General features: G+C 64.0%; 23 protein-coding genes. 17 read left to right on the top strand and 6 right to left on the bottom strand.

Going from position 1 to position 25,221, the window contains the following annotated elements; genetic code table 11:
- The first annotated feature begins 14 nt into the window (after positions 1-14).
- From C2H86_RS10700 to C2H86_RS10685, 4 genes are all read left to right on the top strand, one after another.
- A complete protein-coding gene (locus C2H86_RS10700) occupies positions 15-1,421 on the top strand; it encodes an FAD-binding oxidoreductase (protein WP_159412529.1) in 1,407 nt (468 codons plus the stop codon).
- Positions 1,422-1,436: 15 nt separating this feature from the next.
- A complete protein-coding gene (locus tag C2H86_RS10695) occupies positions 1,437-2,102 on the top strand; it encodes a fumarylacetoacetate hydrolase family protein (RefSeq protein ID WP_159412528.1) in 666 nt (221 codons plus the stop codon).
- A gap of 120 nt (positions 2,103-2,222) precedes the next feature.
- Entirely contained in the window at positions 2,223-3,146 is a 924-nt protein-coding gene (locus C2H86_RS10690; protein ID WP_159412527.1) for an SdiA-regulated domain-containing protein, read from the top strand.
- Between the two features lie 81 nt (positions 3,147-3,227).
- Complete coding sequence (locus C2H86_RS10685) at positions 3,228-4,136, top strand: SdiA-regulated domain-containing protein (RefSeq protein WP_159412526.1); 909 nt, start codon at positions 3,228-3,230, stop codon at positions 4,134-4,136.
- A 23-nt stretch (positions 4,137-4,159) separates the two neighbouring features.
- On the opposite strand, the gene rpiA is transcribed toward C2H86_RS10685, so the two are convergent.
- Entirely contained in the window at positions 4,160-4,834 is a 675-nt protein-coding gene (rpiA, locus tag C2H86_RS10680) for a ribose-5-phosphate isomerase RpiA (protein WP_159412525.1), read from the bottom strand.
- Between the two features lie 134 nt (positions 4,835-4,968).
- Here rpiA and ilvA point away from each other — a divergent pair, with 134 nt between their 5' ends.
- Both ilvA and C2H86_RS10670 read left to right on the top strand, forming a co-directional pair.
- Positions 4,969-6,483, top strand: coding sequence for a threonine ammonia-lyase, biosynthetic (gene ilvA / locus C2H86_RS10675; RefSeq protein ID WP_159412524.1), 1,515 nt, complete (start codon positions 4,969-4,971; stop codon positions 6,481-6,483).
- Between the two features lie 38 nt (positions 6,484-6,521).
- Positions 6,522-6,947 carry a DUF2269 domain-containing protein gene (locus C2H86_RS10670; RefSeq protein ID WP_159412523.1) on the top strand — a complete coding sequence of 142 codons (426 nt, stop codon included), beginning with the start codon at positions 6,522-6,524 and terminating at the stop codon, positions 6,945-6,947.
- A 47-nt stretch (positions 6,948-6,994) separates the two neighbouring features.
- Here the strand turns inward: C2H86_RS10670 and C2H86_RS10665 are convergent, their stop codons facing one another.
- Complete coding sequence (locus C2H86_RS10665) at positions 6,995-7,651, bottom strand: HAD family hydrolase (protein ID WP_159412522.1); 657 nt, start codon at positions 7,649-7,651, stop codon at positions 6,995-6,997.
- Positions 7,652-7,792: 141 nt separating this feature from the next.
- Between C2H86_RS10665 and C2H86_RS10660 the strand changes: the two genes are divergently transcribed.
- Together C2H86_RS10660 and ptsP are read left to right on the top strand one after the other, a co-directional pair.
- The gene (locus C2H86_RS10660; RefSeq protein WP_003249017.1) at positions 7,793-8,272 is read left to right on the top strand and encodes an RNA pyrophosphohydrolase; all 480 of its coding nucleotides are present in this window, start codon (positions 7,793-7,795) and stop codon (positions 8,270-8,272) included.
- A gap of 22 nt (positions 8,273-8,294) precedes the next feature.
- Positions 8,295-10,574: a phosphoenolpyruvate--protein phosphotransferase gene (ptsP, locus tag C2H86_RS10655; RefSeq protein ID WP_103446135.1), complete on the top strand. Its 2,280-nt coding sequence runs from the start codon at positions 8,295-8,297 to the stop codon at positions 10,572-10,574.
- A gap of 24 nt (positions 10,575-10,598) precedes the next feature.
- On the opposite strand, the gene C2H86_RS10650 is transcribed toward ptsP, so the two are convergent.
- Complete coding sequence (locus tag C2H86_RS10650) at positions 10,599-11,345, bottom strand: NRDE family protein (protein WP_159412521.1); 747 nt, start codon at positions 11,343-11,345, stop codon at positions 10,599-10,601.
- A gap of 129 nt (positions 11,346-11,474) precedes the next feature.
- Here C2H86_RS10650 and C2H86_RS10645 point away from each other — a divergent pair, with 129 nt between their 5' ends.
- From C2H86_RS10645 to C2H86_RS10635, 3 genes are read left to right on the top strand one after another with little or no spacing between them, the layout of a single operon-like run.
- A complete protein-coding gene (locus C2H86_RS10645; RefSeq protein ID WP_159412520.1) occupies positions 11,475-12,257 on the top strand; it encodes a sulfite exporter TauE/SafE family protein in 783 nt (260 codons plus the stop codon).
- A 16-nt stretch (positions 12,258-12,273) separates the two neighbouring features.
- A complete protein-coding gene (lgt, locus tag C2H86_RS10640; RefSeq protein WP_079230092.1) occupies positions 12,274-13,080 on the top strand; it encodes a prolipoprotein diacylglyceryl transferase in 807 nt (268 codons plus the stop codon).
- 51 nt (positions 13,081-13,131) lie between these two features.
- Positions 13,132-14,103: a thymidylate synthase gene (locus C2H86_RS10635; protein ID WP_159412519.1), complete on the top strand. Its 972-nt coding sequence runs from the start codon at positions 13,132-13,134 to the stop codon at positions 14,101-14,103.
- A 40-nt stretch (positions 14,104-14,143) separates the two neighbouring features.
- Here C2H86_RS10635 and cadR read toward each other — a convergent pair whose 3' ends face one another.
- Complete coding sequence (gene cadR / locus C2H86_RS10630; RefSeq protein ID WP_159412518.1) at positions 14,144-14,587, bottom strand: cadmium resistance transcriptional regulator CadR; 444 nt, start codon at positions 14,585-14,587, stop codon at positions 14,144-14,146.
- A gap of 83 nt (positions 14,588-14,670) precedes the next feature.
- Here cadR and C2H86_RS10625 point away from each other — a divergent pair, with 83 nt between their 5' ends.
- From C2H86_RS10625 to C2H86_RS10600, 6 genes are all read left to right on the top strand, one after another.
- Positions 14,671-16,923 carry a heavy metal translocating P-type ATPase gene (locus C2H86_RS10625; protein ID WP_159412517.1) on the top strand — a complete coding sequence of 751 codons (2,253 nt, stop codon included), beginning with the start codon at positions 14,671-14,673 and terminating at the stop codon, positions 16,921-16,923.
- 9 nt (positions 16,924-16,932) lie between these two features.
- On the top strand, positions 16,933-17,802 hold the full coding sequence (locus tag C2H86_RS10620) for a LysR family transcriptional regulator (RefSeq protein ID WP_159412516.1): 870 nt from the start codon (positions 16,933-16,935) through the stop codon (positions 17,800-17,802).
- 114 nt (positions 17,803-17,916) lie between these two features.
- Complete coding sequence (locus tag C2H86_RS10615; protein WP_159412515.1) at positions 17,917-18,975, top strand: putative 2-aminoethylphosphonate ABC transporter ATP-binding protein; 1,059 nt, start codon at positions 17,917-17,919, stop codon at positions 18,973-18,975.
- 1 nt (position 18,976) lies between these two features.
- Positions 18,977-20,701, top strand: coding sequence for a putative 2-aminoethylphosphonate ABC transporter permease subunit (locus tag C2H86_RS10610; protein WP_159412514.1), 1,725 nt, complete (start codon positions 18,977-18,979; stop codon positions 20,699-20,701).
- Between the two features lie 30 nt (positions 20,702-20,731).
- On the top strand, positions 20,732-21,757 hold the full coding sequence (locus C2H86_RS10605; RefSeq protein ID WP_159412513.1) for a putative 2-aminoethylphosphonate ABC transporter substrate-binding protein: 1,026 nt from the start codon (positions 20,732-20,734) through the stop codon (positions 21,755-21,757).
- Between the two features lie 23 nt (positions 21,758-21,780).
- Positions 21,781-22,329: a phosphonate degradation HD-domain oxygenase gene (locus tag C2H86_RS10600; RefSeq protein WP_159412512.1), complete on the top strand. Its 549-nt coding sequence runs from the start codon at positions 21,781-21,783 to the stop codon at positions 22,327-22,329.
- Between the two features lie 103 nt (positions 22,330-22,432).
- Here the strand turns inward: C2H86_RS10600 and C2H86_RS10595 are convergent, their stop codons facing one another.
- Both C2H86_RS10595 and C2H86_RS10590 read right to left on the bottom strand, forming a co-directional pair.
- On the bottom strand, positions 22,433-23,797 hold the full coding sequence (locus tag C2H86_RS10595) for a GTPase/DUF3482 domain-containing protein (protein WP_159412511.1): 1,365 nt from the start codon (positions 23,795-23,797) through the stop codon (positions 22,433-22,435).
- Complete coding sequence (locus tag C2H86_RS10590; protein ID WP_159412510.1) at positions 23,790-25,181, bottom strand: DUF2868 domain-containing protein; 1,392 nt, start codon at positions 25,179-25,181, stop codon at positions 23,790-23,792. The genes C2H86_RS10595 and C2H86_RS10590 overlap by 8 nt, the downstream gene beginning before the upstream one ends.
- Between the last annotated feature and the right edge of the window lie 40 nt (positions 25,182-25,221).

Genomic DNA, 25,221 nt, shown 5'->3' with positions numbered 1-25,221 from the left:
CGAGAGTTCCAGCGATGACCCACCCCGCTGTAATTGAAGAACTGATGACCCTTGTCGACCCTGGCAAGGTCCTGACCGACCCCGCTTCACTGGAGGCCTACGGCAAGGACTGGACCAAGCATTACCCGCCTGCGCCCACGGCCATCGTGTTCCCCAAGACAGTAGAACAGGTGCAGGCCATCGTGCGCTGGGCCAACCAGCACCAGGTTGCGCTGGTGCCGTCTGGCGGGCGCACCGGGCTTTCCGCCGGGGCCGTGGCGGCCAATGGGGAAGTCGTGGTCGCCTTCGACTACATGAACCAGATTGTTGATTTCAATGCCTTCGACCGCACCGTGGTGTGCCAGCCGGGGGTAATCACCCGTCAGTTGCAGGCCTTTGCCGAAGAACAAGGCCTTTATTACCCGGTGGACTTCGCTTCCAGTGGCTCCAGCCAGATTGGCGGCAACATCGGCACCAATGCCGGCGGTATCAAGGTCATCCGTTACGGCATGACCCGCAACTGGGTGGCCGGCCTTAAAGTGGTCACCGGCAAGGGCGAACTGCTGGAGCTGAACAAGGACCTGATCAAGAACGCCACCGGCTACGACCTGCGCCAGCTGTTCATTGGCGCCGAAGGCACCCTGGGCTTCGTGGTCGAAGCGACCATGCGCCTGGACCGCGCCCCGCGCAACCTCACCGCCATGGTGCTGGGCACGCCGGACTTCGACTCGATCATGCCGGTGCTGCATGCCTTCCAGGGCAAGCTCGACCTGACCGCCTTCGAGTTCTTCTCCGACAAGGGCCTGGCCAAGATCATGGCCCGTGGCGATGTGCCGGCCCCGTTCGGCACCGACTGCCCGTTCTATGCCTTGCTGGAGTTCGAAGCCAGCACCGAGGAGGTGGCCAATGAAGCGCTGGCCACCTTCGAGCACTGCGTCGAGCAGGGCTGGGTGCTGGATGGGGTGATGAGCCAGAGCGAAACCCAGCTGAAGAACCTGTGGAAGCTGCGCGAGTACCTGTCCGAGACCATCTCCCACTGGACGCCCTACAAGAACGACATTTCCGTCACCGTGTCCAAGGTGCCAGCGTTCCTGCGCGATATCGATGCCATCGTCAGCGAGCATTACCCGGACTATGAAGTGGTCTGGTACGGCCACATTGGCGACGGCAACCTGCACCTGAACATCCTCAAGCCCGAGCTCATGAGCAAGGATGACTTCTTCGCCTCGTGCACCAAGGTCAACAAGTGGGTGTTCGAGATCGTCGAACGCTACAACGGCTCGATCTCGGCCGAGCACGGCGTGGGCATGACCAAGCGCGACTACCTGGGCTACAGCCGTTCGCCTGAGGAAATTGCCTGCATGAAGGCAATAAAGGCCGTCTTCGACCCTAACGGCATCATGAATCCGGGTAAGATCTTCGCTCCTGAACAAAAGCAGTAATCAAAGGAGTCGGCCATGAGTTACCAGCACCAGTACGTAGACGGCACGCGCATTCATTTCCCGCTGGGCAAGGTGGTGTGCATCGGCCGCAACTACGCCGAACATGCCAAGGAACTGGACAACCCCATTCCTTCCGAGCCGCTGCTGTTCATCAAGCCGGGTAGCTGCGTGGTGCCGCTGGAAGGTGGGTTCAAGATCCCGACCGACCGTGGCTCGGTGCACTACGAGGCCGAAATTGCCGTGCTGCTGGGCAAGCCGCTGTCGTCCAATGCTTCCGAGGAAGAAGTACTGGACGCCATCTCCGGCTACGCCCCGGCACTGGACCTGACCCTGCGCGACGTACAGGCCAAGCTCAAGGAAAAGGGCCTGCCGTGGGAGCTGTGCAAGAGCTTTGATGGCGCTTGCGTGCTGCCACCGTTCGTTTCCGCAGCGTCCTTTGAAGATGTGACCGATATTCCGGTGCGCCTGACCATCAATGGTGAAGTGCGCCAGGATGGCAACAGCGCGATGATGCTCAACCCGATCGTGCCGATCATCCAGTACATGGCGGCGCACTTCTCGCTGCAGGCGGGGGATGTGATCCTGACCGGCACTCCGGCCGGTGTCGGGCCGTTCACTGCTGGTGACGAACTGGTGCTGGAGCTTCCGGGCGTCTGCCGTTTCGAGAGCCGGGTGCTCTGAGCCGATACCGCATTGCCCTCTTCGCGGGTTCACCCGCGAAGAGGCCGGTCCTGTTGACCGATTTTTCACACCTCATCCGGATAATGCGCGGCTCTTCGCCCTTATCCCCAGGACTTGCCCATGCCAGCATCCACCAGCGCCCCCGCATCCCCCAAGCGCCGCTTCTACCTGCGCTGGCCCTTCGGCCTGGCCATTGCTGCGGTGATCGGATACGGCGTGGCCATGGCCATGCACTGGGATGACCGCGGCCTGCTGTGGGTCAAGGAAGGTTTCGAAACCAGCGCCGAACGTAGCGAGAGCGTGTGGCTGCCGGACTATCAGGTCGACATCGACGCCAAGGTGTTGCCGGGCATGGAAGATGACGAAGCTTCGGATGTCGCCTACAACCCCCACACCCGCACGCTGTTCGCGGTGATGGGCAAAAACCCGTTCCTGGTCGAGCTCAGCCTCGACGGCGACGTGCTGCGCAAGATCCCGCTGGTAGGCTGGAGCAACCCGGAAGGCGTCGCGGTGCTGGAGGATGGGCATCTGGCGATCACCGATGAACGGCTGCACGACCTGACGCTGGTCAAGGTGGATGCACAGACCAAGACCTTGAATCATGCCGACTTCCAGAGCCATGACCTGGGCGAGTCGGTGAAAAGTAACAAAGGCTTCGAAGCCGTGGCCTGGGACCCGATGCGCCAGCGTCTGGTGATCGGCGAAGAGCGGCCGCCGAAGCTGTACACCTGGAGCACCGACGGGCGCAGCCCGCTCAAAGGTGACAAACAGGCACTGGCCAGCGACGAACTCGACCTGCGCAACCTGTCGGCGCTGGGGGTCGATCCGCGCACGGGTCATCTGCTGGTGTTGTCGGCCGATTCCAACCTGCTGCTTGAGCTTGACGAGCAGGGCCAGCAGGTCAGCTTCATGACCTTGCTGGGCGGCTTCAACGGTCTGGAGCACACCATCCCGCGAGCCGAAGGCGTTGCCATGGACGATCAGGGCAACCTGTACATGGTCAGCGAGCCGAACCTGTTCTATCGCTTCAAGAAAAGCCAGTAGATTTTTCAGAGCTTTCTGACGTTAAGTTTCACTTCAGTCGACCATGGTTAGCTTCGCTTCCTATATGTCGGGTCTGTTGTCATGCATCGCTTTATTCGTCTGCTTGTGCTTTTTGTCTTCGCCGGGCTGCTATTGCTGGGCCTGGCCGCTCAAGAGTATCGCCTGTTCGAGCGGGGCTGGTTCAACTTGAAGGCGTGGTGGCAGCCCGCCGAGCAGGGCATTGGCCTCGATCGTTACCGTGTAGTGGTCGAGGCGCAGCCGGTCGAAGGGCTGGACGATGACCTTTCCGCTCTGACCTACGACCCCGATCGCAAAACCCTGTTCACCGTCACCAATGCCCGCTCGGAGCTGATTGAGCTGTCACTGGACGGGCGCATCCTGCGTCGTGTGCCGCTGACCGGTTTTGGCGACCCGGAGGCCGTGGAGTACGTCGGCCCCAACACCTATGTGATCACCGATGAGCGCCAGCAGCGGCTGATCCGTGTTCGGCTCGACGATGACACGTTGTTCATCGACGCCGCAGATGCCGAGCAGTTGAGCCTGGGCATCGGCCTCAACGGCAACAAGGGCTTCGAGGGCCTGGCCTACGATTCGGCAGGCCAGCGCCTGTTCGTGGCCAAGGAGCGCGACCCGATGCTGATTTACGAAGTGCGGGGATTTCCGCATCAGAACCCGGAGCAGCCTTACGCGGTGCACGTAGTACAGGACCGCAAGCGCGATGCACGGTTGTTTGTGCGCGATCTGTCGAGCTTGCAGTTCGACGAGCGCAGTGGGCATCTGCTGGCGTTGTCGGATGAATCGCGGCTGGTGCTGGAGCTGGATGTGGAGGGGAAGCCGCTGAGTACCTTGTCGTTGCGCAAGGGGTATCAGGGGTTGAAGGCGACAGTCCCGCAGGCGGAGGGGATTGCCATGGATGAGGCGGGGACCATTTACCTGGTCAGTGAGCCGAACCTGTTCTATGTGTTCGAACCCGCTCCCACAAAGCCGTAGGGGCGGGTTCGCTCGCGAGTGGGTTACTCGGCCTTGAGCGTCTTCACACCATCCGCGGTACCCAGCAACAGCAAGTCGGCTGGGCGCGCCGCGAACAGGCCGTTGGTCACCACGCCGACGATGGCGTTGATCTGTGCTTCCAGCTCCACCGGGTTGGTGATCTGCAGGTTGTGCACATCGAGGATCACGTTGCCGTTGTCGGTCACCACGCCCTCACGGTACACCGGGTCGCCGCCCAGCTTGACCAGTTGACGCGCCACGTGGCTGCGGGCCATCGGGATGACCTCGACCGGCAGCGGGAAGGCGCCCAGCACCGGCACCAGCTTGCTGCCGTCGGCGATGCAGATGAAGGTCTTGGCCACGGCCGCGACGATCTTCTCGCGGGTCAGGGCCGCGCCGCCGCCCTTGATCAGGTTCAGGTGCGCATCGCTTTCGTCGGCGCCGTCGACATAGAACTCCAGCTCGCTGACGCTGTTCAGCTCGTAGACCGGGATGCCATGACCCTTCAGACGCTGGGCAGTGGCCTCGGAGCTGGCGACCGCGCCATCGAAGGCGGTTTTATGCTGGGCCAGGGCGTCAATGAAGAAGTTGGCGGTCGAACCGGTGCCGACGCCGACGACGCTCTTTACATCCAGCTTCGGCAGAATGAAGTCGACAGCGGCCTGGGCGACGGCCTGTTTGAGTTGGTCCTGGGTCATGCGGGCTCCGGAAAGGGGCAGGGCGGTAATGAAAGGAGCCTAGTATAACGGCTCGGGCGGCTTTGCTGTGGTCGCCCGACGTAGCGCTGGGGTAGACTCGCAGCCCTTGTCCCGCGGCCAGTGATGCTTTCCCGATGCTCGAACAGTACGTCAAGAAGATCCTCACCTCGCGCGTCTACGACGTCGCTGTCGAAACCCCGTTGCAGAGCGCCGGGCAGCTGAGCAAGCGCCTGGGCAACCAGATTCTGCTCAAGCGCGAAGACTTGCAGCCGGTGTTCTCGTTCAAGATCCGCGGGGCGTACAACAAGCTGGCGCAGCTGACCCCGGAAGAACTGGCCCGCGGCGTGGTCACCGCCTCGGCCGGCAACCATGCCCAGGGCGTGGCCCTGGCGGCCCGTGAACTGGGCATCAAGGCCACCATCGTCATGCCCAAGACCACCCCGGAGATCAAGGTCGAAGGCGTGCGTTCGCGCGGTGGCAAGGTGGTGCTTCATGGCGACTCGTTCCCCGAAGCGCTGGCCTACTCGCTGAAGCTGGTCGACGAGAAAGGCTTCGTCTACATCCACCCCTACGACGACCCGCATACCATTGCCGGCCAGGGCACCGTGGCGATGGAAATCCTCCGCCAGCACCCGGGGCAACTGGACGCGATCTTCGTTCCGGTGGGCGGCGGTGGCCTGATTGCCGGCATCGCGGCCTATGTGAAATACCTGCGCCCGGAAATCAAGGTGATCGGCGTCGAGCCGGACGACTCCAACTGCCTGCAGGCCGCGATGGCGGCTGGCGAGCGCGTGGTGTTGCCGCAGGTCGGGCTGTTCGCCGACGGTGTGGCGGTTGCCCAGATCGGCCAGCACACCTTCGATATCTGCCGCCATCATGTGGATGAGGTGGTGACTGTCAGCACCGACGAGATCTGTGCTGCAATCAAGGATATTTACGACGATACCCGCTCGATCACCGAACCTGCCGGCGCCTTGGGCGTGGCGGGCATCAAGAAATATGTCGAGCTCAAAGGCGTGACCGGGCAGACTCTGGTTGCCATCGACTCGGGCGCCAACGTCAACTTCGACCGCCTGCGCCACGTCGCCGAGCGCGCCGAACTGGGCGAGAAGCGCGAAGCCATCATCGCCGTGACCATCCCCGAGCGCCCGGGCAGCTTCAAGGCTTTCTGCGAGGCCATCGGCAAGCGTCAAATCACCGAATTCAACTACCGCAAGCACACCTCCGATGAGGCGCACATCTTCGTCGGCGTGCAGACCCATCCGGAAAGCGACCCAAGGGCCGCGCTGGTACAGAACCTGATCGATCAGGGCTTCCCAGTGACTGACCTGACCGACAACGAACTGGCCAAGCTGCACATCCGCCACATGGTCGGTGGCCATTCGGCCGGCGCCAGCGATGAGATCGTGCTGCGCTTCGAGTTCCCCGAGCGGCCGGGGGCGCTGTTCAACTTCCTCACCAAGCTGGGCGGGCGCTGGAACATCTCGATGTTCCACTACCGCAACCACGGCGCGGCTGACGGGCGCGTGGTGGCTGGCTTGCAGGTGCCTGAAGACGAGCGCCACATGGTGCCGGCGGCGCTGGCCAAGATCGGCTACCCGTACTGGGACGAGACCGATAACCCGGCGTACAAGCTGTTCCTGGGCTGAGCGGCTAAGCTTGACTTATCGCTCAAGGATGTGAAGACATGGAACACCTGACCACCCTCAAGGCCCTGCACATCATCGCCACCGCGCTGTTGTTGCTGGGCGCCATGGGCCTGACGGCCTGGACCGTGCGGGCCCGCCGCCAGGGCGATGCCGAAGCCTATGCCAAGCTGCTGCGCCGGCCACTGGTGTTCGTCTGGCTGGTGATGGGGGTTTGCCTGGTGAGCATGCCGTTCACCGGCTGGTGGCTGGTGCATCTGGTGGGTTGGCCGTTGGGGCAGACCTGGGTGCTGGCTTCCAGCGTTATCTATACCTTTGGCGCGTTTGCTGGCTGGTGGTTGCTGGTGCGGCTGAACCGGCTGCGCAAGGCTGAAGCGGTGGGGTTGCGCTTTACCTTGGCGCTGGCGGTGTTCAGCGGGGTGTGCTTCCTGTCCATCGCCGGGCTGATGGGCGCCAAACCAGTCTGACAGCACTGTGCTGCCCATACCCGCGAAGAGGCCGGTGCAGGAATAAATCAATCTCTCAGCGAAATGACAGGCCACCCATGTTTCTCGGCCTCGGCCCGCAGGTTAGGGTCAGGGTCTACCGCCACTGGATGCGCTACCCGCTCCAGCAACGGCAGGTCATTCATCGAGTCGCTATAGAAATAGCTGTCCTCCAGGTCGAATCCGTTCTCCAGCATCCAGCGCTTCAGCCGCGTCACCTTGCCTTCACGGAAACACGCTATATCGGTACTACGCCCGGTATAGCGGCCGTCGTGTGTCTCGCATTCGGTTGCCAGCAGCACGCGCACACCCAGGCGGCGGGCAATCGGTGCAGTGACGAAGCGATTGGTGGCCGTGATGATCACCAGCTGGTCGCCGGCCTCGCGGTGCTGCTGCAGCAAGGCCAGGGCCTTGGGCAGGATGATCGGCTCGATGCAGTCGCGCATGAACTCGCGGTGCCATTTGTCGAGCTGGGCAGGCTCGGTGGCTGCGAGGATTTCCATGGAAAAGGCCAGGTAGGCCTGCAGGTCCAGGGTGCCGTTCAGGTAGTCCTGGTAGAAAGCATCGTTGCGTTTCTTGTACGCGACCGGGTCGAGAATGCCCCGCTCGCACAGGTAGTCACCCCAGGCGTGGTCGCTGTCGCCGCCGAGGAGGGTATTGTCCAGGTCGAATAAAGCCAGGCGCATCGCGGTCACTCGTGTCAGCCACAGGGTAGGCCCGCAGAATACGGAGTTTTCACCGCGCTGCACATAAGCTTGGCGGGCGCGTTGCTGCGCTCGCAAGCTTTGTGGAACAATGCGGTGACATGCGTTTGCGAGGTTGCTGCCGTGATCGACCCGGATGGTTTTCGCCCCAATGTCGGGATCATTCTGACGAATGATGCCGGGCAGGTGCTATGGGCTCGGCGGATCAACCAGGATGCCTGGCAATTCCCCCAGGGTGGTATCAATCCTGACGAGACGCCAGAAGATGCCCTGTACCGCGAGCTGAACGAAGAAGTTGGCCTTGAACGCGACGATGTGGAAATTCTTGCCTGCACCCGCGGCTGGTTGCGTTATCGTTTACCCCAGCGGCTGGTCCGCACCCACAGCCAACCGCTGTGCATCGGCCAGAAGCAAAAGTGGTTTTTGCTGCGCCTGGTGAGCAATGAACAACGGGTGCGGATGGACCTGACCGGCAAGCCGGAATTCGACGGCTGGCGCTGGGTCAGCTATTGGTACCCGCTGGGCCAGGTGGTGACATTCAAGCGTGAAGTCTACCGCCGTGCCCTGAAAGAGCTTGCACCGCGTCTGCTGACGCGCGACTGACGACGGAGTTCGACCCCGAGCCATGCTCAATACGCTGCGCAAGATCGTCCAGGAAGTGAACTCCGCCAAAGATCTCAAGACGGCGTTGGGGATCATTGTCTTGCGCGTCAAGGAGGCCATGGGCAGCCAGGTCTGCTCGGTGTACCTGCTCGACCCGGAAACCAACCGCTTCGTGCTGATGGCTACCGAAGGCCTGAACAAGCGTTCCATCGGCAAGGTCAGCATGGCCCCCAACGAGGGCCTGGTCGGCCTGGTCGGTACCCGGGAAGAACCGCTGAACCTGGAAAACGCCGCCGATCACCCGCGTTATCGCTACTTCGCCGAAACCGGCGAAGAGAAATTCGCCTCCTTCCTCGGTGCGCCGATCATCCACCACCGCCGTGTGGTGGGCGTGCTGGTCATCCAGCAGAAGGAGCGCCGCCAGTTCGATGAAGGTGAAGAAGCCTTCCTCGTGACCATGAGCGCTCAGCTCGCCGGGGTTATCGCCCACGCCGAAGCTACCGGTTCGATCCGGGGCCTGGGCCGCCAGGGCAAAGGCATCCAGGAGGCACGCTTCGTCGGCGTGCCGGGCTCGCCGGGTGCCGCTGTCGGGCGTGCCGTGGTCATGCTGCCACCGGCCGACCTGGAAGTGGTGCCGGACAAGGCCGTCGATGACATCGACGCCGAACTGAAACTGTTCAACAACGCGCTCGAAGGCGTGCGCGCCGACATGCGCAAGCTGTCAGCCAAGCTGGCGACCCAGCTGCGCCCGGAAGAGCGCGCACTGTTCGACGTGTACCTGATGATGCTCGAAGACGCTGCTCTCGGTGGCGAGGTGGTCGAGGTCATCAAGACTGGCCAATGGGCCCAGGGCGCCCTGCGCCAGGTGGTTGGCGAGCATGTCAACCGCTTCGAGCTGATGGACGACGACTACCTGCGCGAGCGCGCCTCGGATGTGAAGGACCTTGGCCGGCGCCTGCTGGCTTACCTGCAGGAAGCCCGCTCGCAGTCGCTGGTGTATGCCGACAACACCATCCTGGTCAGTGAAGAGCTGACCCCGGCGATGCTCGGCGAAGTGCCGGAAGGCAAGCTGGTTGGCCTGGTCTCGGTACTGGGGTCGGGCAACTCTCACGTCGCCATCCTCGCCCGGGCCATGGGCATCCCGACGGTGATGGGCCTGGTCGACCTGCCGTACTCCAAGGTCGATGGCATCGAAATGATCGTCGACGGCTACAAGGGCGAGGTGTTCACCAACCCCAGCGAGGTGCTGCGCAAGCAGTACAGCGACGTGGTCGAAGAGGAACGCCAGCTGGCCCAGGGCCTCGATGCCCTGCGCGAACTGCCGTGCGTTACCCCCGATGGCCACCGCATGCCGCTGTGGGTCAACACCGGCCTGCTCGCCGATGTGGCCCGTGCCCAGCAGCGTGGCGCCGAAGGCGTCGGCCTGTACCGCACCGAAGTACCGTTCATGATCAACCAGCGCTTCCCTAGCGAGAAAGAGCAGCTGGCGATCTACCGCGAGCAGCTGGCGGCCTTCCACCCGCTGCCGGTGACCATGCGCACCCTCGACATTGGTGGTGACAAGGCGCTGTCGTACTTCCCGATCAAGGAAGAAAACCCGTTCCTCGGCTGGCGCGGCATTCGCGTCACACTCGATCATCCGGAAATCTTCCTGGTGCAGACCCGCGCCATGCTCAAGGCCAGCGAGGGCCTGAACAACCTGCGCATCCTGCTGCCGATGATTTCTGGCATTCACGAATTGGAAGAGGCACTGCACCTGATCCACCGTGCCTGGGGCGAGGTGCGCGACGAAGGCACCGACGTGCCGATGCCGCCGGTGGGTGTGATGGTGGAGATCCCTGCGGCGGTGTACCAGACCAAGGAGCTGGCGCGGCAGGTCGACTTCCTTTCGGTCGGTTCCAATGACCTGACCCAGTATCTGTTGGCGGTGGACCGCAACAACCCGCGGGTCGCCGACCTTTACGACTATCTGCACCCTGCCGTGCTGCAGGCGCTCAACACTGTGGTGCGTGATGCCCATGGCGAAGGCAAGCCGGTCAGTATCTGCGGCGAGATGGCCGGTGACCCGGCAGCGGCAATCCTGTTGATGGCCATGGGCTTCGACAGCCTGTCGATGAACGCCACCAACCTACCGAAAGTGAAGTGGATGCTGCGCCAGGTGAACATGAGCAAGGCCAAGGAGTTGCTGGTCGAAGCCTTGAGCCATGACAACCCGCAAGTTATCCACAGCTCGCTGCAGTTGGCCCTGAAGAACCTCGGCCTGGCGCGGATGATCGGGCCTGGGGCCAACAAAACCCTCTGAATTTGAGGGCCGGTGAATTCAACATCACACTTCCAGGCTGACTTCCCCAAGATGCCCACCAAAGGGCCCGAAGCTGCGCTCAACCAGCCGTCTTCTGCCCTGATCATCCACAATCAGCACGGTGCTCGCCCGGGTGCCATAGTTCTGGCTGGCAATGAACACGCTCGACAGCAACTTCTCGGTCGCCACCCCCACGCCGGTCTCCGGTAGCTCACCGTCGGCTGCCAGCTCGTTGTCCGCCAGCAACGCCAGCAACCGCTGTGGGTCGGCCGTGTCCAGCATCCCCTGCAACCCAGTGCGCGCTTTCACCAGCTTCGGCCACGGCGTATCCAGCCCGGCATTGGAAAGCCCGTACACCCCGGCCTCCAGCAAGCGTGGCGCCGCGTCCCGGGCATGCAGGTAGCCCAGCTGATGGCCATCACCCACCAGCAGATTGAACCCTGAATACTGCCCACTGTGGCTGGCGACCTGGTCGAGGTAGGCCTCCACCCCCAGTTCACCCTGCAGATACGCCGCCACCAGCTCGCCCCGCGAGCGTGGCCCCAGCACCTGCCCCGGGTCGCGAATGTTGGTCAGCGCCGCGAAGCGCCCCTGCGGGCCGACGCCCAGCCAGGTACCGCCGGCTTCAAGGTCGCGCCCGGCATGCACCCCGGGCGCATCTTCCCAGGCGGCCAGGGCCTGGGTCGGGCGGGCGTAGAACTCGTCACGGTTGGCCGCGACGATCAGCGGCAGGGCATGCCCCGGTCGCCAGGCAAATACGATCAGGCACATAGGTTGGGCCTCTGTGTTTTTGCCCACTGTACCCACTGCACGGGTGTCGATCCATCCTGTCACAGAGTTCACTAGAGCCCCGAGCCCGGCTTCCGTTACCATGCCGGATTGTTTTTTCGGGGAAGACGAATGGAATTCGTGCTCTATCTGCTGTTGGGCGCCTGCGCCGGCGTGCTGGCCGGGCTGTTCGGCGTGGGTGGCGGCATCATCATCGTGCCGGTGCTGGTGTTCAGCTTCACCCTGCAGGGCTTCGACGCGTCGGTGTTGACCCACCTGGCAGTCGGTACCTCGCTGGCGACCATCGTCTTCACTTCGATCAACGCCGTGCTCGAGCACCATCGCAAGGGCGCGGTGCAATGGCCTATCTTCGCCTGGATGACCCTCGGTATCCTCATCGGCGCCGGTATCGGCGCCAAGACCGCGTCGCTGATCCAGGGCCCGCAGTTGCAGAAGATAATCGGTGTGTTCGCCCTGATCATCGCCGCGCAGATGGCCCTGGACCTCAAGCCAAAGGCCAGCCATGACATCCCTGGCAAGCCGGCCTTGATCGGCGCCGGCGGGGTGATCGGCTGGGCGTCGGCGATCTTCGGCATCGGCGGCGGCTCGCTGACCGTGCCGTTCCTGACCTGGCGCGGCCTGCCGATGCAAAAGGCCGTGGCGACCTCCTCGGCATGCGGCTTGCCGATTGCCCTGGCCAGCGCCCTGAGCTTCATGTTGCTGGGCTGGCACGAGGAACACTTGCCGCCCCACAGCATTGGTTTCGTCTACCTGCCGGCGCTGGTCGGCATTGCCGTGACCAGCATGTTTTTCGCGCGCTTTGGTGCGCGCCTGGCGCACAAGCTGTCGCCACGCCTGTTGAAACGCCTGTTCGCAGCCTTGCTGTTCTGCGTCGGCCTCAGCTTTCTGATTTGAATCGAGAGGAAGTTCCATGCTGCCTTACCCGCAGATAGACCCCGTGGCCGTAGCCCTCGGGCCACTGAAAATCCACTGGTACGGCCTGATGTACCTGGTCGGCATCGGCGGTGCCTGGCTGCTGGCCTCGCGCCGGCTCAACCGCTTCGACCCGACCTGGACCCGCGAGAAACTCTCCGACCTGGTGTTCTGGTTGTCGATGGGGGTGATCGTCGGCGGGCGCCTGGGCTATGTGCTGTTCTACGACCTGCACGCCTACCTGGCCAACCCGACGCTGATCTTCGAGGTGTGGAAGGGCGGCATGTCGTTCCACGGTGGCTTCATCGGTGTGATGCTGGCCGCGCTGTGGTTCGGCAAGCGCAACAACAAGTCGTTCTTCGAGCTGATGGACTTCGTCGCGCCGCTGGTGCCGATCGGCCTAGGCGCCGGGCGCATCGGCAACTTCATCAACGCCGAGCTGTGGGGCAAACCTACCGACGTGCCATGGGCGATGATCTTTCCGCCCTTCAGCGACCCGGCCCAACTGCCGCGCCACCCGTCGCAGCTGTACCAGTTCGCCCTGGAAGGCGTGGCGCTGTTCGTCATCCTCTGGCTGTTCTCGCGCAAGCCGCGGCCAACCATGGCGGTTTCCGGCATGTTTGCGCTGTTCTACGGCATCTTCCGTTTCATCGTGGAGTTCGTCCGTGTGCCGGACGCACAGCTCGGTTACATCGCCTGGGGCTGGCTGACCATGGGTCAGATTCTCTGCGTGCCGATGATCCTGGCTGGCCTTGGCCTGATCTGGTGGGCTTATAATCGCAAACCCACGGCGAAACCCGCCTGATTATTCCCACGGCAGGGGTGATCCCCCTGCCGTTCTTGTTACAGGTAAGCCATGAAACAGTATCTGGACCTGGTCCGCGACGTCATCGAGAACGGCACGCTGCAGGGCAACCGCACCGGCATCCGCACCATCAGTCTGCCGGGCGCCATGCTGCGTTTCGACCTGCAAAAAGGCTTCCCGGCCATCACCACGCGCAAGCTGGCGTTCAAGTCGGCAATCGGCGAGATGGTCGGCTTCCTGCGAGGGGTGAAGAACGCCGGTGAATTCCGCGAGCTGGGCTGCAAGGTCTGGGATCAGAACGCCAACGAGAACGCCCAATGGCTGGCCAACCCGTTCCGCCAGGGGCATGACGACCTGGGTGAGATCTACGGCGTGCAATGGCGCCAGTGGCCGGGCTACAAGCGCATCCCGCTGAGCAACCCGGCAGCCATCGAGATGGCCGAGCAGGCGGGTTTCCGTCGCATCGCCCAGGACGAAGAGGACGGGGTGGCGTTCGTCATCCTGTACAAGGCCATCGACCAGGTGCGCCAGTGCCTGGACACCATCGCCAAAGACCCTGGCAGCCGGCGCATCCTGTTCCACGGCTGGAACTGCGCCCAGCTCGACGAAATGGCCCTGCCGCCGTGCCACCTGCTGTACCAGTTTCACCCGAATGTCGAGACCAGAGAGATTTCCCTGACCCTCTACATCCGCTCCAACGACCTGGGCCTGGGCACGCCGTTCAACCTCACCGAAGGCGCGGCGCTGCTGTCGCTGTTCGGCCGCCTGACCGGCTACACTCCGCGCTGGTTCACCTACTTCATCGGCGATGCCCATGTGTATGAAAATCACTTGGACATGCTCAACGAGCAGCTCAAGCGTGAGCCACTGGAAGCACCGAAGCTGGTGATCAGTGACCGTGTGCCGGAATTTGCCAAGACCGGCAAGTACGAGCCGGAGTGGCTGGAGAAGATCGAGCCGAGTGACTTCAGCCTGGAAGGGTATGAGCACCATGCGCCGATGACGGCGCCGATGGCGGTGTGATTCTCTAGATTGGCGGGGGCGCAAAGCGCCCCCGGCAATGTCAATGCCCGTGGCTACGCCCCACATGCGAATGCTCTGTATCCGGCACCGATACCGCCCCATTCGTCTCTAGTTGCTGCAAGATCGCGCACTCTGCCCCCTGCGCATTGCAGCGCCGCCGCAGCTCCACCAGCTGCTCCTGCAACGCCACCAAGCCATCGATCCGCGCCTGCACATGCTCGATATGTTCGTCGATCAGCGCATTGACGCTGCCGCACGAATCGCCGGGGCTGTCGCGCAGGCGTAGCAGGCTGCGGATCTCGTCCAGGGTCATGTCCAGCGTTCGGCAGTTGCGGATGAAGGTCAGCCGCTCCACATGGGCCTGGGTGTACTGCCGGTAGTTGCCCTCGGTGCGCGCCGGCTCCGGCAGCAATTGTTCACGCTCGTAGTAGCGGATGGTTTCCACGGCGCAGTCGGTGGCTTTGGCCAGTTCTCCGATTTTCATGGCGAAATCTCCAGCAAATGGCTTGACCCTATAGTGGCTACAGGGTGTTCACTTGGCAACAGGCTCAATTTAAGGATGACCCCATGAACCAGCCTGTCAGCCACGAACACAAGCATTCGCACGACCATGCCCATGGCGTTGAAGACCACGGCCATGCCCCTCACGCCCACAGCTGCTGTGGCTCCAGTGCCGCGCCCGCTTTGGTGCAACTGCGCGAGAAGGCCAGCAGCCATGCGCAGTTCAGCCGTTTTCGCATCGACGCCATGGACTGCCCCACCGAGCAGACCCTGATCCAGGACAAGCTGGGCAAACTGGCGGGCGTCGAGCAGCTCGAGTTCAACCTGATCAACCGTGTGCTCGGTGTGCGCCATACCTTGAGCGATACCGGAGAGATCGAGCGCGCCATCGACAGCCTCGGTATGAAGGCCGAGCCGCTGGCCGCTGAAGACGACGGCAGCACCCCTGCAGCGCAGCCGCTCAAGACCCGCTGGTGGCCGCTGGCGCTGTCGGGTGTTGCCGCGATCGCCGCCGAAATCGTGCACTTCGCCAGCCTCGCGCCAGAATGGCTGGTTGCCGCGCTCGCGCTGGCGGCAATCCTCGGCTGCGGCCTGGGCACCTACAAGAAGGGCTGGATCGCCCTGAAGAACCGCAACCTCAATATCAATGCGCTGATGAGCATCGCCGTGACCGGCGCCGTGCTGATTGGCCAGTGGCCGGAAGCGGCCATGGTCATGGTGCTGTTCACCGTCGCCGAGCTGATCGAGGCGCGCTCGCTGGACCGTGCACGCAATGCCATCGGCGGGCTGATGCAGCTGGCTCCGGACATGGCCACGGTGCAGCAGGCCGATGGCCAGTGGCGCGAGGTGGAGGTGCGTGAGGTAGCTATCGGTGCCTTGGTACGGGTGCGACCGGGCGAGCGCATCGGCCTGGATGGTGAAGTGGTCAGCGGTCAATCGAGTGTCGATCAGGCGCCGATCACCGGCGAAAGCTTGCCTGTGGAAAAGGCAGCAGGCGACAAGCTGTTCGCCGGCACCATCAACCAGGCCGGCGCCCTGGAGTACCGCGTGACGGCGGCCGCAGGGCAGTCGACCCTGGCGCGCATCATCAAGGCCGTCGAAGAGGCACAGGGTGCGCGTGCGCCTACCCAGCGTTTCGTCGACCAGTTCTCGCGCATCTACACCCCGGTGGTATTCGCAGTGGCCCTGGCAGTGGCAGTGATCCCGCCACTGTTCATGGCCGGTGCCTGGTTCGACTGGGTGTACCGCGCGCTGGTATTGCTGGTGGTGGCATGCCCGTGTGCGCTGGTCATTTCCACCCCGGTGACCATCGTCAGTGGCCTGGCCGCTGCGGCGCGCAAGGGCATCCTGATCAAGGGCGGGGTCTACCTGGAAGGCGGCCGCAAGCTGGACTTCCTGGCCCTGGACAAGACCGGCACCATCACCCACGGCAAACCGGTGCAAACCGACGTCAAGGTGCTTGAACCCCTTTTCGAGGGCCGTGCCCAAGCGTTTGCGGCGAGCCTGGCCGACCGTTCCGATCACCCGGTGTCGGGCGCTATCGCCCAGTTCGCCAAGGCGCATAACCTGGCGCTGAGCGAGGTCAGCGAATTCGCGGCCCTGGCCGGCCGCGGCGTGCGGGGTGATATCGACGGCGAAACCTACCACTTGGGCAACCATCGCTTGGTCGAGGAGCTAGGCCTGTGCTCGCCGGAGCTGGAAGCCCAACTGGATACGCTGGAACGCCAGGGCAAGACCGTCGTTCTGCTGCTCGACCGTTCCGGGCCGTTGGCCCTGTTCGCCGTGGCCGATACGGTCAAGGACAGCAGCCGTCAGGCGATTGCCGAACTGCACGCACTGGGCATCAAGACCGTCATGTTGACTGGCGACAATCCGCACACCGCCCAGGCTATCGCCGCCCAGGTGGGCATCGACCGCGCCGCGGGCAACCTGTTGCCCGCCGACAAGCTGCACAGCATCGAGAAGCTCTACGTCGAAGGGCACCGGGTGGGCATGGTTGGCGATGGCATCAACGACGCGCCGGCCCTGGCTCGTGCCGAAATCGGCTTCGCCATGGCAGCGGCAGGTACCGACACGGCGATCGAGACCGCCGACGTGGCGCTGATGGATGACGACTTGCGCAAAATCCCGGCGTTCGTCAGGCTGTCGCGCCAAAGTGCGGCGATCCTGACGCAGAACATCGTTCTGGCGCTGGGCATCAAGGCGATTTTCCTGGCGATCACCTTTGCCGGCATGGCCACCATGTGGATGGCGGTGTTCGCCGACATGGGCGTGAGCCTGCTGGTGGTATTCAATGGTCTGCGCCTGCTGCGCAAATGAGGTCCTGCAATGCTGAGTGCCGAACTCAAAGCCTTCTACATGGTGGCCCGCCTGGGCAGCATCACCTTGGCGGCGAAGAAGCTCGGACTCAGCCAGCCGACGGTGACCACGCAGATCCGCAACCTGGAAAGCCATTACGCGGTGGAACTGTTCTACCGCGGAGGCCGGCGCCTGGTGCTGAGCGAGGAGGGCGTGCGCCTGCTGCCGATGGTCAAGGCGCTGCTGCAGCAGGAGGCCGACATCGAGTTCGAGCTGCGCAACAGCGGCCAGGCCCAGGGCAGTTTGCGCATTGCTGCCACTGCGCCTTACTACATCCTCGACCTGGTGAAGATCTTCCGCGAACGCCTGCCCCAGGTCGAGGTGACGGTGGAGATCGGCAATTCGCAGCAGGTGCTGGAGATGCTCGAGGATTACCGGGTGGATATCGCGGCGTCGTCACAGCTGGTGGAGGATGCGCGGCTGGTGCGGCGGGTGCTGGGCACCGACCCGCTGGTGGTGGCGGTGCACCGCAATCATCCGTTGGCCCTTCGGCAGGCGGTATCCATCGAGGGGTTGGCGGGGCATTGCCTGCTCATGCGCGAGAAGGGCTCGACCACGCGCAAGCTGACCGAGCAGATGATGTTGGACGCCGGGGTCAAGGCCGGGGCGTTGCTGGAGATCGGTAGCCGCGAGTCGATCCGTGAGGCAGTACTGCGCAATATCGGCATCAGCGTGATTGCCCGGCATGAGGTGCCGCATAACCCGGAGTTGCGGGTGCTGGCGCTGGAGAATGCGCCGGTGATGCATGAATACCTGTATTGCCTGAAGGAGCGGCGCCAGGCCCGGTTGCCGGCGGCATTCCTCGGTGTGGCGCAGGAAGTGGTGGGTTCGCACCTGTAGGAGCGGCCTACTACAAAATCTGCCTATACCACTATCACCGGGTTTTGCCCAAAAGCCACAGAACCTTCGCACAGCGTTCCTAGCATGGCCTCACTTGTTCGATGAGGCCTTGCCATGAACCACGCCACCCCGGGCGCACAGATGAAAGTGCGCGGTATCCACAAGCGTTTCGGTGCCTTCACGGCGCTCAACGACGTGTCCCTGGACATCGCTGCTGGCGAGCTGGTCTGCCTGCTCGGCCCGTCCGGTTGCGGCAAGACCACCCTGCTGCGCTGCATTGCCGGCCTTGAGCGTCAGGACCGTGGCGCGCTGTACATCGGTGAGCGGGACATTTCCGAACTGCCACCCCAGGCCCGGGACTACGGCATTCTGTTCCAGTCCTACGCGCTGTTCCCCAACCTGACCGTCGAAGCCAACATTGCCTACGGCCTGACCGGCAGCAGCCGCGACGAGAGCCGCCAGCGTGTGGCAGAAATGCTCGAGCTGGTCGGCCTGAGCGGCAGCGAGAAAAAGTACCCAGGCCAGCTTTCCGGCGGCCAGCAGCAACGTGTGGCCCTTGCCCGTGCGCTGGCACCTTCGCCCTCGCTGCTGCTGCTCGACGAACCGATGTCGGCGCTGGATGCCCGGGTGCGTGAGCATCTGTGCACCGAACTGCGCCAATTGCAGCGTCAGCTGGGCATCACCACGTTGATGGTCACCCACAACCAGGACGAAGCCATGCTCATGGCCGACCGCATTGCGGTGATGAACAACGGCCAGGTCGAGCAATACGCGACCCCGCAGGAGATCTACGACCAGCCGGCCACGCCGTTCGTTGCCGAGTTCGTCGGCCAGGGCAACTGGCTGCCGTTCCAGCGCAGTAGCGACAGCCACGCCCAGGTCGGCGCCATGAGCATGCGCCTGGCGAGCAGCGCGGGTACCGCCCGCAGTGGCCGGCTGTTCTGCCGCCCGGAGGCGATCACCGTCAATCCGTTGGTGCATGAGGAAAACCTGTTCCCGGCCAAGGTCCGCGAAATCACCTTCCTCGGCAACCGCTGCCGCATGAGCTTCGAACTCAAGGCCCTGCCGGGCCATGCGCTGCTCGCCGAACTGGCGCCGGAAGCCATGCCTCGCTTGGGCTCGCAGGATATCTGGGTGGCCTTGCCACCGCAGAGCCTGCAGGTGTTTGCCTGAGATGGCCGCGCCAATGTCCCTGCCGCTGACCCAGACCAAGGATGCGCGACGCAGCGACGTCGCCCTGGGTGACCGCCTGTTCGTCATCGGCGGCAAGAGCCTGCTGCTGGTCCTTCTGCTGCTGGCCGTGGTGATGCCGTTGCTGGCCATTTTCTGGAAAGGCTTCAGCGGTGAAGCCGGTCAGGGCGGTGGCCTGTTGGCCGCCCGAGAACTGTTCGCCAGCGAAAACTTCCACTGGCTGCTCGGCAACAGCCTGTCGGTGGCCTGCACCGTGGCGGCGATCGTGGTGCCGCTGGCCTACCTCTTCGCCTACGCCCTGCAGCGTACGCTGATCCCGGCCAAGGGCCTGTGGCGCGGCATTTCGCTGCTGCCACTGCTGGCGCCGTCGATGCTGCCGGCGATTGCCCTGGTCTACCTGTTCGGCAACCAGGGCCTGCTGCGCAGCCTAATCAGCGACAACATCTACGGCTTCTGGGGCATTGTCCTCGGCGAGGCCATCTACACCTTCCCCCATGCGCTGATGATCCTGCTCTCGGCCCTGTCACTGGCCGACGCCCGGCTATTCGACGCGGCGTCGAGCATGGGCGCCGGGCCGTGGCGGGCGTTTTGCAGCATCACCTGGCCAGCCACGCGTCAGGCGGTGTTCGCTGCGTTCTGCCTGGTGTTCACCCTGACCATCACCGACTTCGGTGTACCGGTGGTAGTCGGCGGCGACTATCAGGTGCTGGCGCTGGAGGCCTACAAGGCGGTGGTTGGCCAGCAGCAATTCGGCCGGGGCGCGTTGATCGGCATGGTCCTGCTGCTGCCAGCGCTGCTCAGCTTCGGCGTCGATGCCTGGTTGCGTCGGCGCCAGGGCGAGGCAATGAGCGGCCGTGCCCAGGTGTTCGAGCCCAAGCCGTCGCGCTGCCGTGATGCCTGCTTCCTGGTCATTGTGCTGGTGGTCTGCGCGGCGCTGCTGGTGGTAATCGGCATGGCGGTGTACTCGTCGCTGGTGACGTTCTGGCCGTACAACCTGACCCTGTCGTTCAAGCACTATATGTTCGACGACACTGCCGGTGGCGGCTGGCTGGCCTACCGCAACAGCGTGACCATGGCCCTGTGCACCGCACTGATCGGCAGCCTGGTGATCTTCACCGGCGCCTACCTGATGGAGAAAACCCAGGGCCAGCGCCTGCTCAACCAGGCCCTGCGCCTGCTCAGCTTCATTCCCATGGCGGTGCCTGGGTTGGTACTGGGCCTGGGCTACGTGTTCTTCTTCAACCTCAACGGCAACCCGCTGCACGTGTTCTATGGCGGCATGGCGCTGCTGGTGCTGTGCACCATCGCCCACTACCTGACCACCGCGCAGATGACCGCCGCCACCGCACTGCGCCAGCTCGACGGCGAGTTCGAAGCTGCCGCGCTGTCGCTCAAGGCGCCGCTCTACAAGCACTTCGTGCGGGTCACCGTGCCGATCTGCCTGCCGGCGCTGCTGGACATCATCCGCTACCTGTTCGTCTCGGCGATGACCACCGTGTCTGCGGCGATCTTCCTCTACAGCCCCGACACCATCCTCGCCGCCGTCGCCGTGTTGAACATGGACGATGCCGGCAACGTCGGCGGTGCCGCCGCCATGTCGACCCTGATCCTGCTGACCAGCGCTGCTGCTTCCCTGCTGCTGGCTGGTGCTTCCCGCGGCCTGCTGCGCCGCTCCCAGGCCTGGCGCCAGCGCGCGCCCGGCCATTGACCGACTGCCCACACTGATAGGAAACGCATCATGTTCAAGCCCCTTGCACTTGCCGCTGCCGTATCCGCCGTCTTCAGCCTGCAGGCTTCGGCTGCAGCCACCCAGTTGACCGTCTACACCGCCCTGGAAGCCGAACAGCTCAAGAACTACAAGCAGGCTTTCGAAAAGGCCAACCCGGACATCGAAATCAAATGGGTGCGTGATTCCACCGGCATCATCACCGCCAAGCTGCTGGCCGAGAAAGACCGCCCGCAAGCCGACGCGGTCTGGGGCCTGGCCGCCTCCAGCCTGGCTATCCTGGACCAGAACGGCATGCTCGAAGCCTATGCGCCGAAAGACCTGGGCAAGATCTCCGCCAACTACCGCGACGCCGCCAACCCGCCTGCCTGGGTCGGCATGGACGTGTGGGCCGCGACCATCTGCTTCAATACCGTCGAAGCCGAGAAGCAGGGCCTGAGCAAACCGGTGAGCTGGCAGGACCTGACCAAGCCGGAATACAAAGGCAAGATCGTCATGCCTAACCCGGCTTCCTCCGGCACCGGCTTCCTTGACGTCAGCGCTTGGCTGCAGACCTTCGGCGAGCCACAGGGCTGGGCCTACATGGACGCCCTGCACCAGAACATCGGCCAGTACGTGCACTCCGGCTCCAAGCCGTGCAAGCTGGCAGCGGCGGGCGAGTTCCCGATCGGTATCTCGTTCGAGTACCCGGCCGTGCAACTCAAGCGCCAGGGCGCTCCGCTGGATATCGTGCTGCCGAAGGAAGGCCTGGGCTGGGAGATTGAGGCGACCGCCGTGATCAAGGGCTCGCCAAAGGCTGATGCGGCCAAGCGCCTGGCTGATTTCTCGGCAAGCCCTGCCGCCATGGAACTGTACAAGGACAACTTTGCCGTACTGGCCGCGCCAGGCATTGCCAAGCCGCAGACCGAGCTGCCAGCCGACTATGAACAGCGCCTGATCAAGAACGACTTTGCCTGGGCCTCGAAGAACCGCGACGAGATCCTCACTGAATGGCGCAAGCGCTATGACGGCAAATCGGAGAAAGTGGCGCAACAATAAGAAAAAGCCCAGGAGTGAAGCCAATGCTTACGCCAGCCCAGACCATCGACACGCTGTTCAACTTGTATGAGCAGCATGGCAGCGACGATTACATCGGCGAAGCCATCAACCAGCTCGAACACATGTCCCAGGCTGCGCAGCTGGCCATGGCTGAAGGCTACGACGATGAAGTGGTGCTGGCGGCGTTCTTCCACGATATTGGCCACCTGTGTGGCGGCGACGCCAGCATGGGGGGCTATGGCGTGGTCAGCCATGAGCGTATCGGTGCCGAGTACCTGCGCCGTTGTGGCTTCGGCGAGCGCATGGCGCGGCTGGTGCAATATCACGTGGAGGCCAAGCGTTACCTGACCTTGCGCCAGCCGGGGTATTACGACCGGTTGAGCGAGGCAAGCCGCAGGACCCTTGAATACCAGGGTGGCGTGATGAGCGCGGCCGAGGCGGATGCGTTCGAGCGCGACTCGCTGTTCGAGGTGAGCTTGAAGATGCGCGAATGGGACGAGATGGCCAAAGAGGTCGGGGTGCCGGTGATGGATCTGGTGGTGCTGAAAGAGAAGGCATTGGCCTTGCTTTGAGGATTGCCTGTACAGGCCCTTTCGCGGGACAAGCCCGCTCCGACAGAGAGTGCGTTCCCCTGTAGGAGCGGGCTTGTCCCGCGAAGAGGCCAGACCTGCTGAATCAGATCTGTGAAACCAATGCTTCCAGCTGTTCCTGCCGCTCAGCCTGTTTGAGCTTTGCCCCAGGATTGAGCGTCGACCACTGTGGATGCGCCCGCGCCTTGCTCAAGGCCTCCGGCAGCTTGCCTTCACGCCAAGCCTTCTCATCCAGCTCGCCCAAGCGAATGCTGTCCTGTGCCGCATGCCCGCGGCCATCCAGCGCCACCATCAACTGCTGCTGACGCAACGCCAGCAGCCGCAGCACCGTGTCATCCACCGTCAGTTCGCGCTGGCCCTTCAGCTTGCCCATGAGCCGCGCCCCATAGTTGCGTGCAGTCTGCAGTGCACCACCGGCAATGGCGCCCGCCAACGCCGCAGCACCGAGGGTCAGGCCGCCAACCAGCAGGTCAACGCCGGCACCGGCTGCAGCCCCGGCCGCCACGCCGCTACCCAGGCGCACACCCAGCAACTTCAGGGTTTCGGGATTGAACAGGTCATCGCCCCAGCGCCCATCCAGCAACGGCAAATCACCGGCATTGGCATCCTCACGGCGGAAGGCATACAGCTTGAGGAGTGCCTCCACGCAACGCTGTTCACGCTGGCGTACATCCTGGCGCAAGGCCTCGATAGCTCTGGCTTCAGCTGCCGGTTCGGCCTCGACGCTGCGTCGGCAGGCGGCGCAGTCGAGCAGCAGCTCGGCGATCAGCCGCTTGCCGCTGTGCTGGCGTGCCAGGCGCTGGGCCTGCTGGTCGTCGATCAGCCGTTGCAGGGCGGGTCGGGCGTCCTCCAGCAACAGTGCGAGGCTTTCGTACAGACGGCGTTCACCATCCTCTGGCGGGGCTACGCTATCGAACCGCACCAATGCGTGAAGCCCAAGCCGGGCAAGGGCTTCACGCCATTCGGGCTCGCGGTGCTGGCTGCTGGCGACGAAGTTGAGCACCGGCAGCAGCGGCTTGCCGCAGCTGGCCAGCACTTCCAGTTCGTCGCGGTACTTGGCCAGCACGGGCTCGCGGGCGTCGATCACATACAGGCCGGCATTGCTCGCCAGCAATTGGCGCAGCACCTTGGCTTCCTGCTCGAAGCGCTGGCGTGCCTCGCTGCCCTGCAGGAAGCGTTCGAGGCGGGCCGGGCCGTCCAGGCGTTCGCCTGGGCGCTCCAGGCGCTCGAGATAGTCGAGCAGGGCGATGGCGTCTTCCAGGCCGGGGGTGTCGTAGAGCTCCAGCAGTGGTTCGCCGTCAACCGAGAGTCGCGCACCCTCGACATGGCGGGTGGTGCTGGGGCGGTGGGAGACCTCGCCGAAGCCGACGTCGCGGGTGAGTGTGCGCAGTAGCGAAGTCTTGCCGACGTTGGTGTGGCCGACCACGGCCAGTTTCAGCGGCTCAGTCATGGCCATGCTCCAGCCAGGTCAGGGGCGAAGTGTCGGCATGGGGCAGGCCGAGGCGGTCGAGGGCGTCGTGCCAGTCGCCCAGGCGTTCGGCGTCCAGGGCCTGGCCGGGGGCAGCCTGAAGCAGCCAGATGCGGGTGTCGCCGGCATTGCGTGCCAGCTCCGCGAGCAGCGCCAGGCTGCCACGGTCAGGTGAGCGGCGTGGGTCGCAGGCGATGGCCAGGCGTGCCGGCGGGAAACGGCTGAGCTGTTCGAGCAGCTTGTTGCGCGACTCGCGGCTGTCGAGCACACCCGCATCGGTTACCGCCTTGGACAAGGCGGGCGGCCAGGGGCGCTGGTCGTCGAGTTCCAGGCCTACCAGCAGGGCGCCGCTGCTGCCGCTTTCCAGCTGGCCGGCCTGAAACTGCGGGAGGGCATCGGGAGCGGCGTCCTGCACGCCGATGCGTTCGCTGCGCGGCATCAGTGCATCGCGCAATTGCGCGTAGCCGGGCAGGCTGAGGTCCAGCGCCAACTGGGCACGGCCCTGGTGCCAGCGCCACAGGCACAGCCCGGCCAGCAGCAGGCGCGGCAGCAAGCCGTACACCAGCACCACGCCGAGCAGCCAGCTGGCCCAGGCCTGGCGGGCGGCATCCAGGGCGGGGAAGGTATCGCCACTGGCGCGGATCATCGCTTCGTCCGGTACGGCGAAACCGAGCAGCGAGGGCAGGGCGCCGAGGGCCTGGGTCAGGTGAATGAACGGGTCGGCGGCCAGCAGGGTGGTTTCCCAGACGAAGCCGTAACGGCGGGTTGCCAGCAAGGCCAGCAGCATGCTCAGGGCGGCGATCATTGCCAGCAGCCACAGGCTGTGCACCAGCACGCCGAGCAGCCAGCGATTCAGGCGTTGGCGTTGCAGCAGCACCAGCAGTGCTGGCGCCAGGTGTGCGGCCTTGGCGTCGCGGGCGAAGCGCTCACTTAGCCACAACCACAGGCGGCCGAGGCTGGCGCCGTGCTCGCCGCTCAAGGCAAGGCCCACGGCCCAGCCCAGCAACAACAGCAGGTTCAGCCCGAGCAGGCTGCCCAGGGCCCAGAACACGTTGACCGGGCGCTGCCCATCGCCCAGTGCGGCGAAAGCCAAGCCTGCGCCGCTGAAAACGGCCAACAGCATCAGGGCCAGCAGCGCCAGGCGGGCGCCCTGCTTCCAGTGGCGCAGGGCAGTGCCCAGGCCATCGCGTTCGGCGAGAAACAGCGCGCGGGTTTCGATGCGTGCTGCCAGGTCACCGCCCATTTGGCGGGCATGGCGGTTGGCCTCCTGATCGTCCAGGAGGCCGGCGTGTTCCTCGCGCAGGCGTACCGCTTCGGTGAGCCAGCGCTTGTCCAGTGCAGTTGGTGCAGTCACAAGGTCTTCCATTGCGTGGTTCAGGGCAGAAGCATAACCCACACGCCCGGTG

This window comes from Pseudomonas putida (assembly GCF_009883635.2).
GTDB lineage: Bacteria > Pseudomonadota > Gammaproteobacteria > Pseudomonadales > Pseudomonadaceae > Aquipseudomonas > Aquipseudomonas putida_W.
This window is presented reverse-complemented; position numbering and strand designations above follow the sequence as displayed.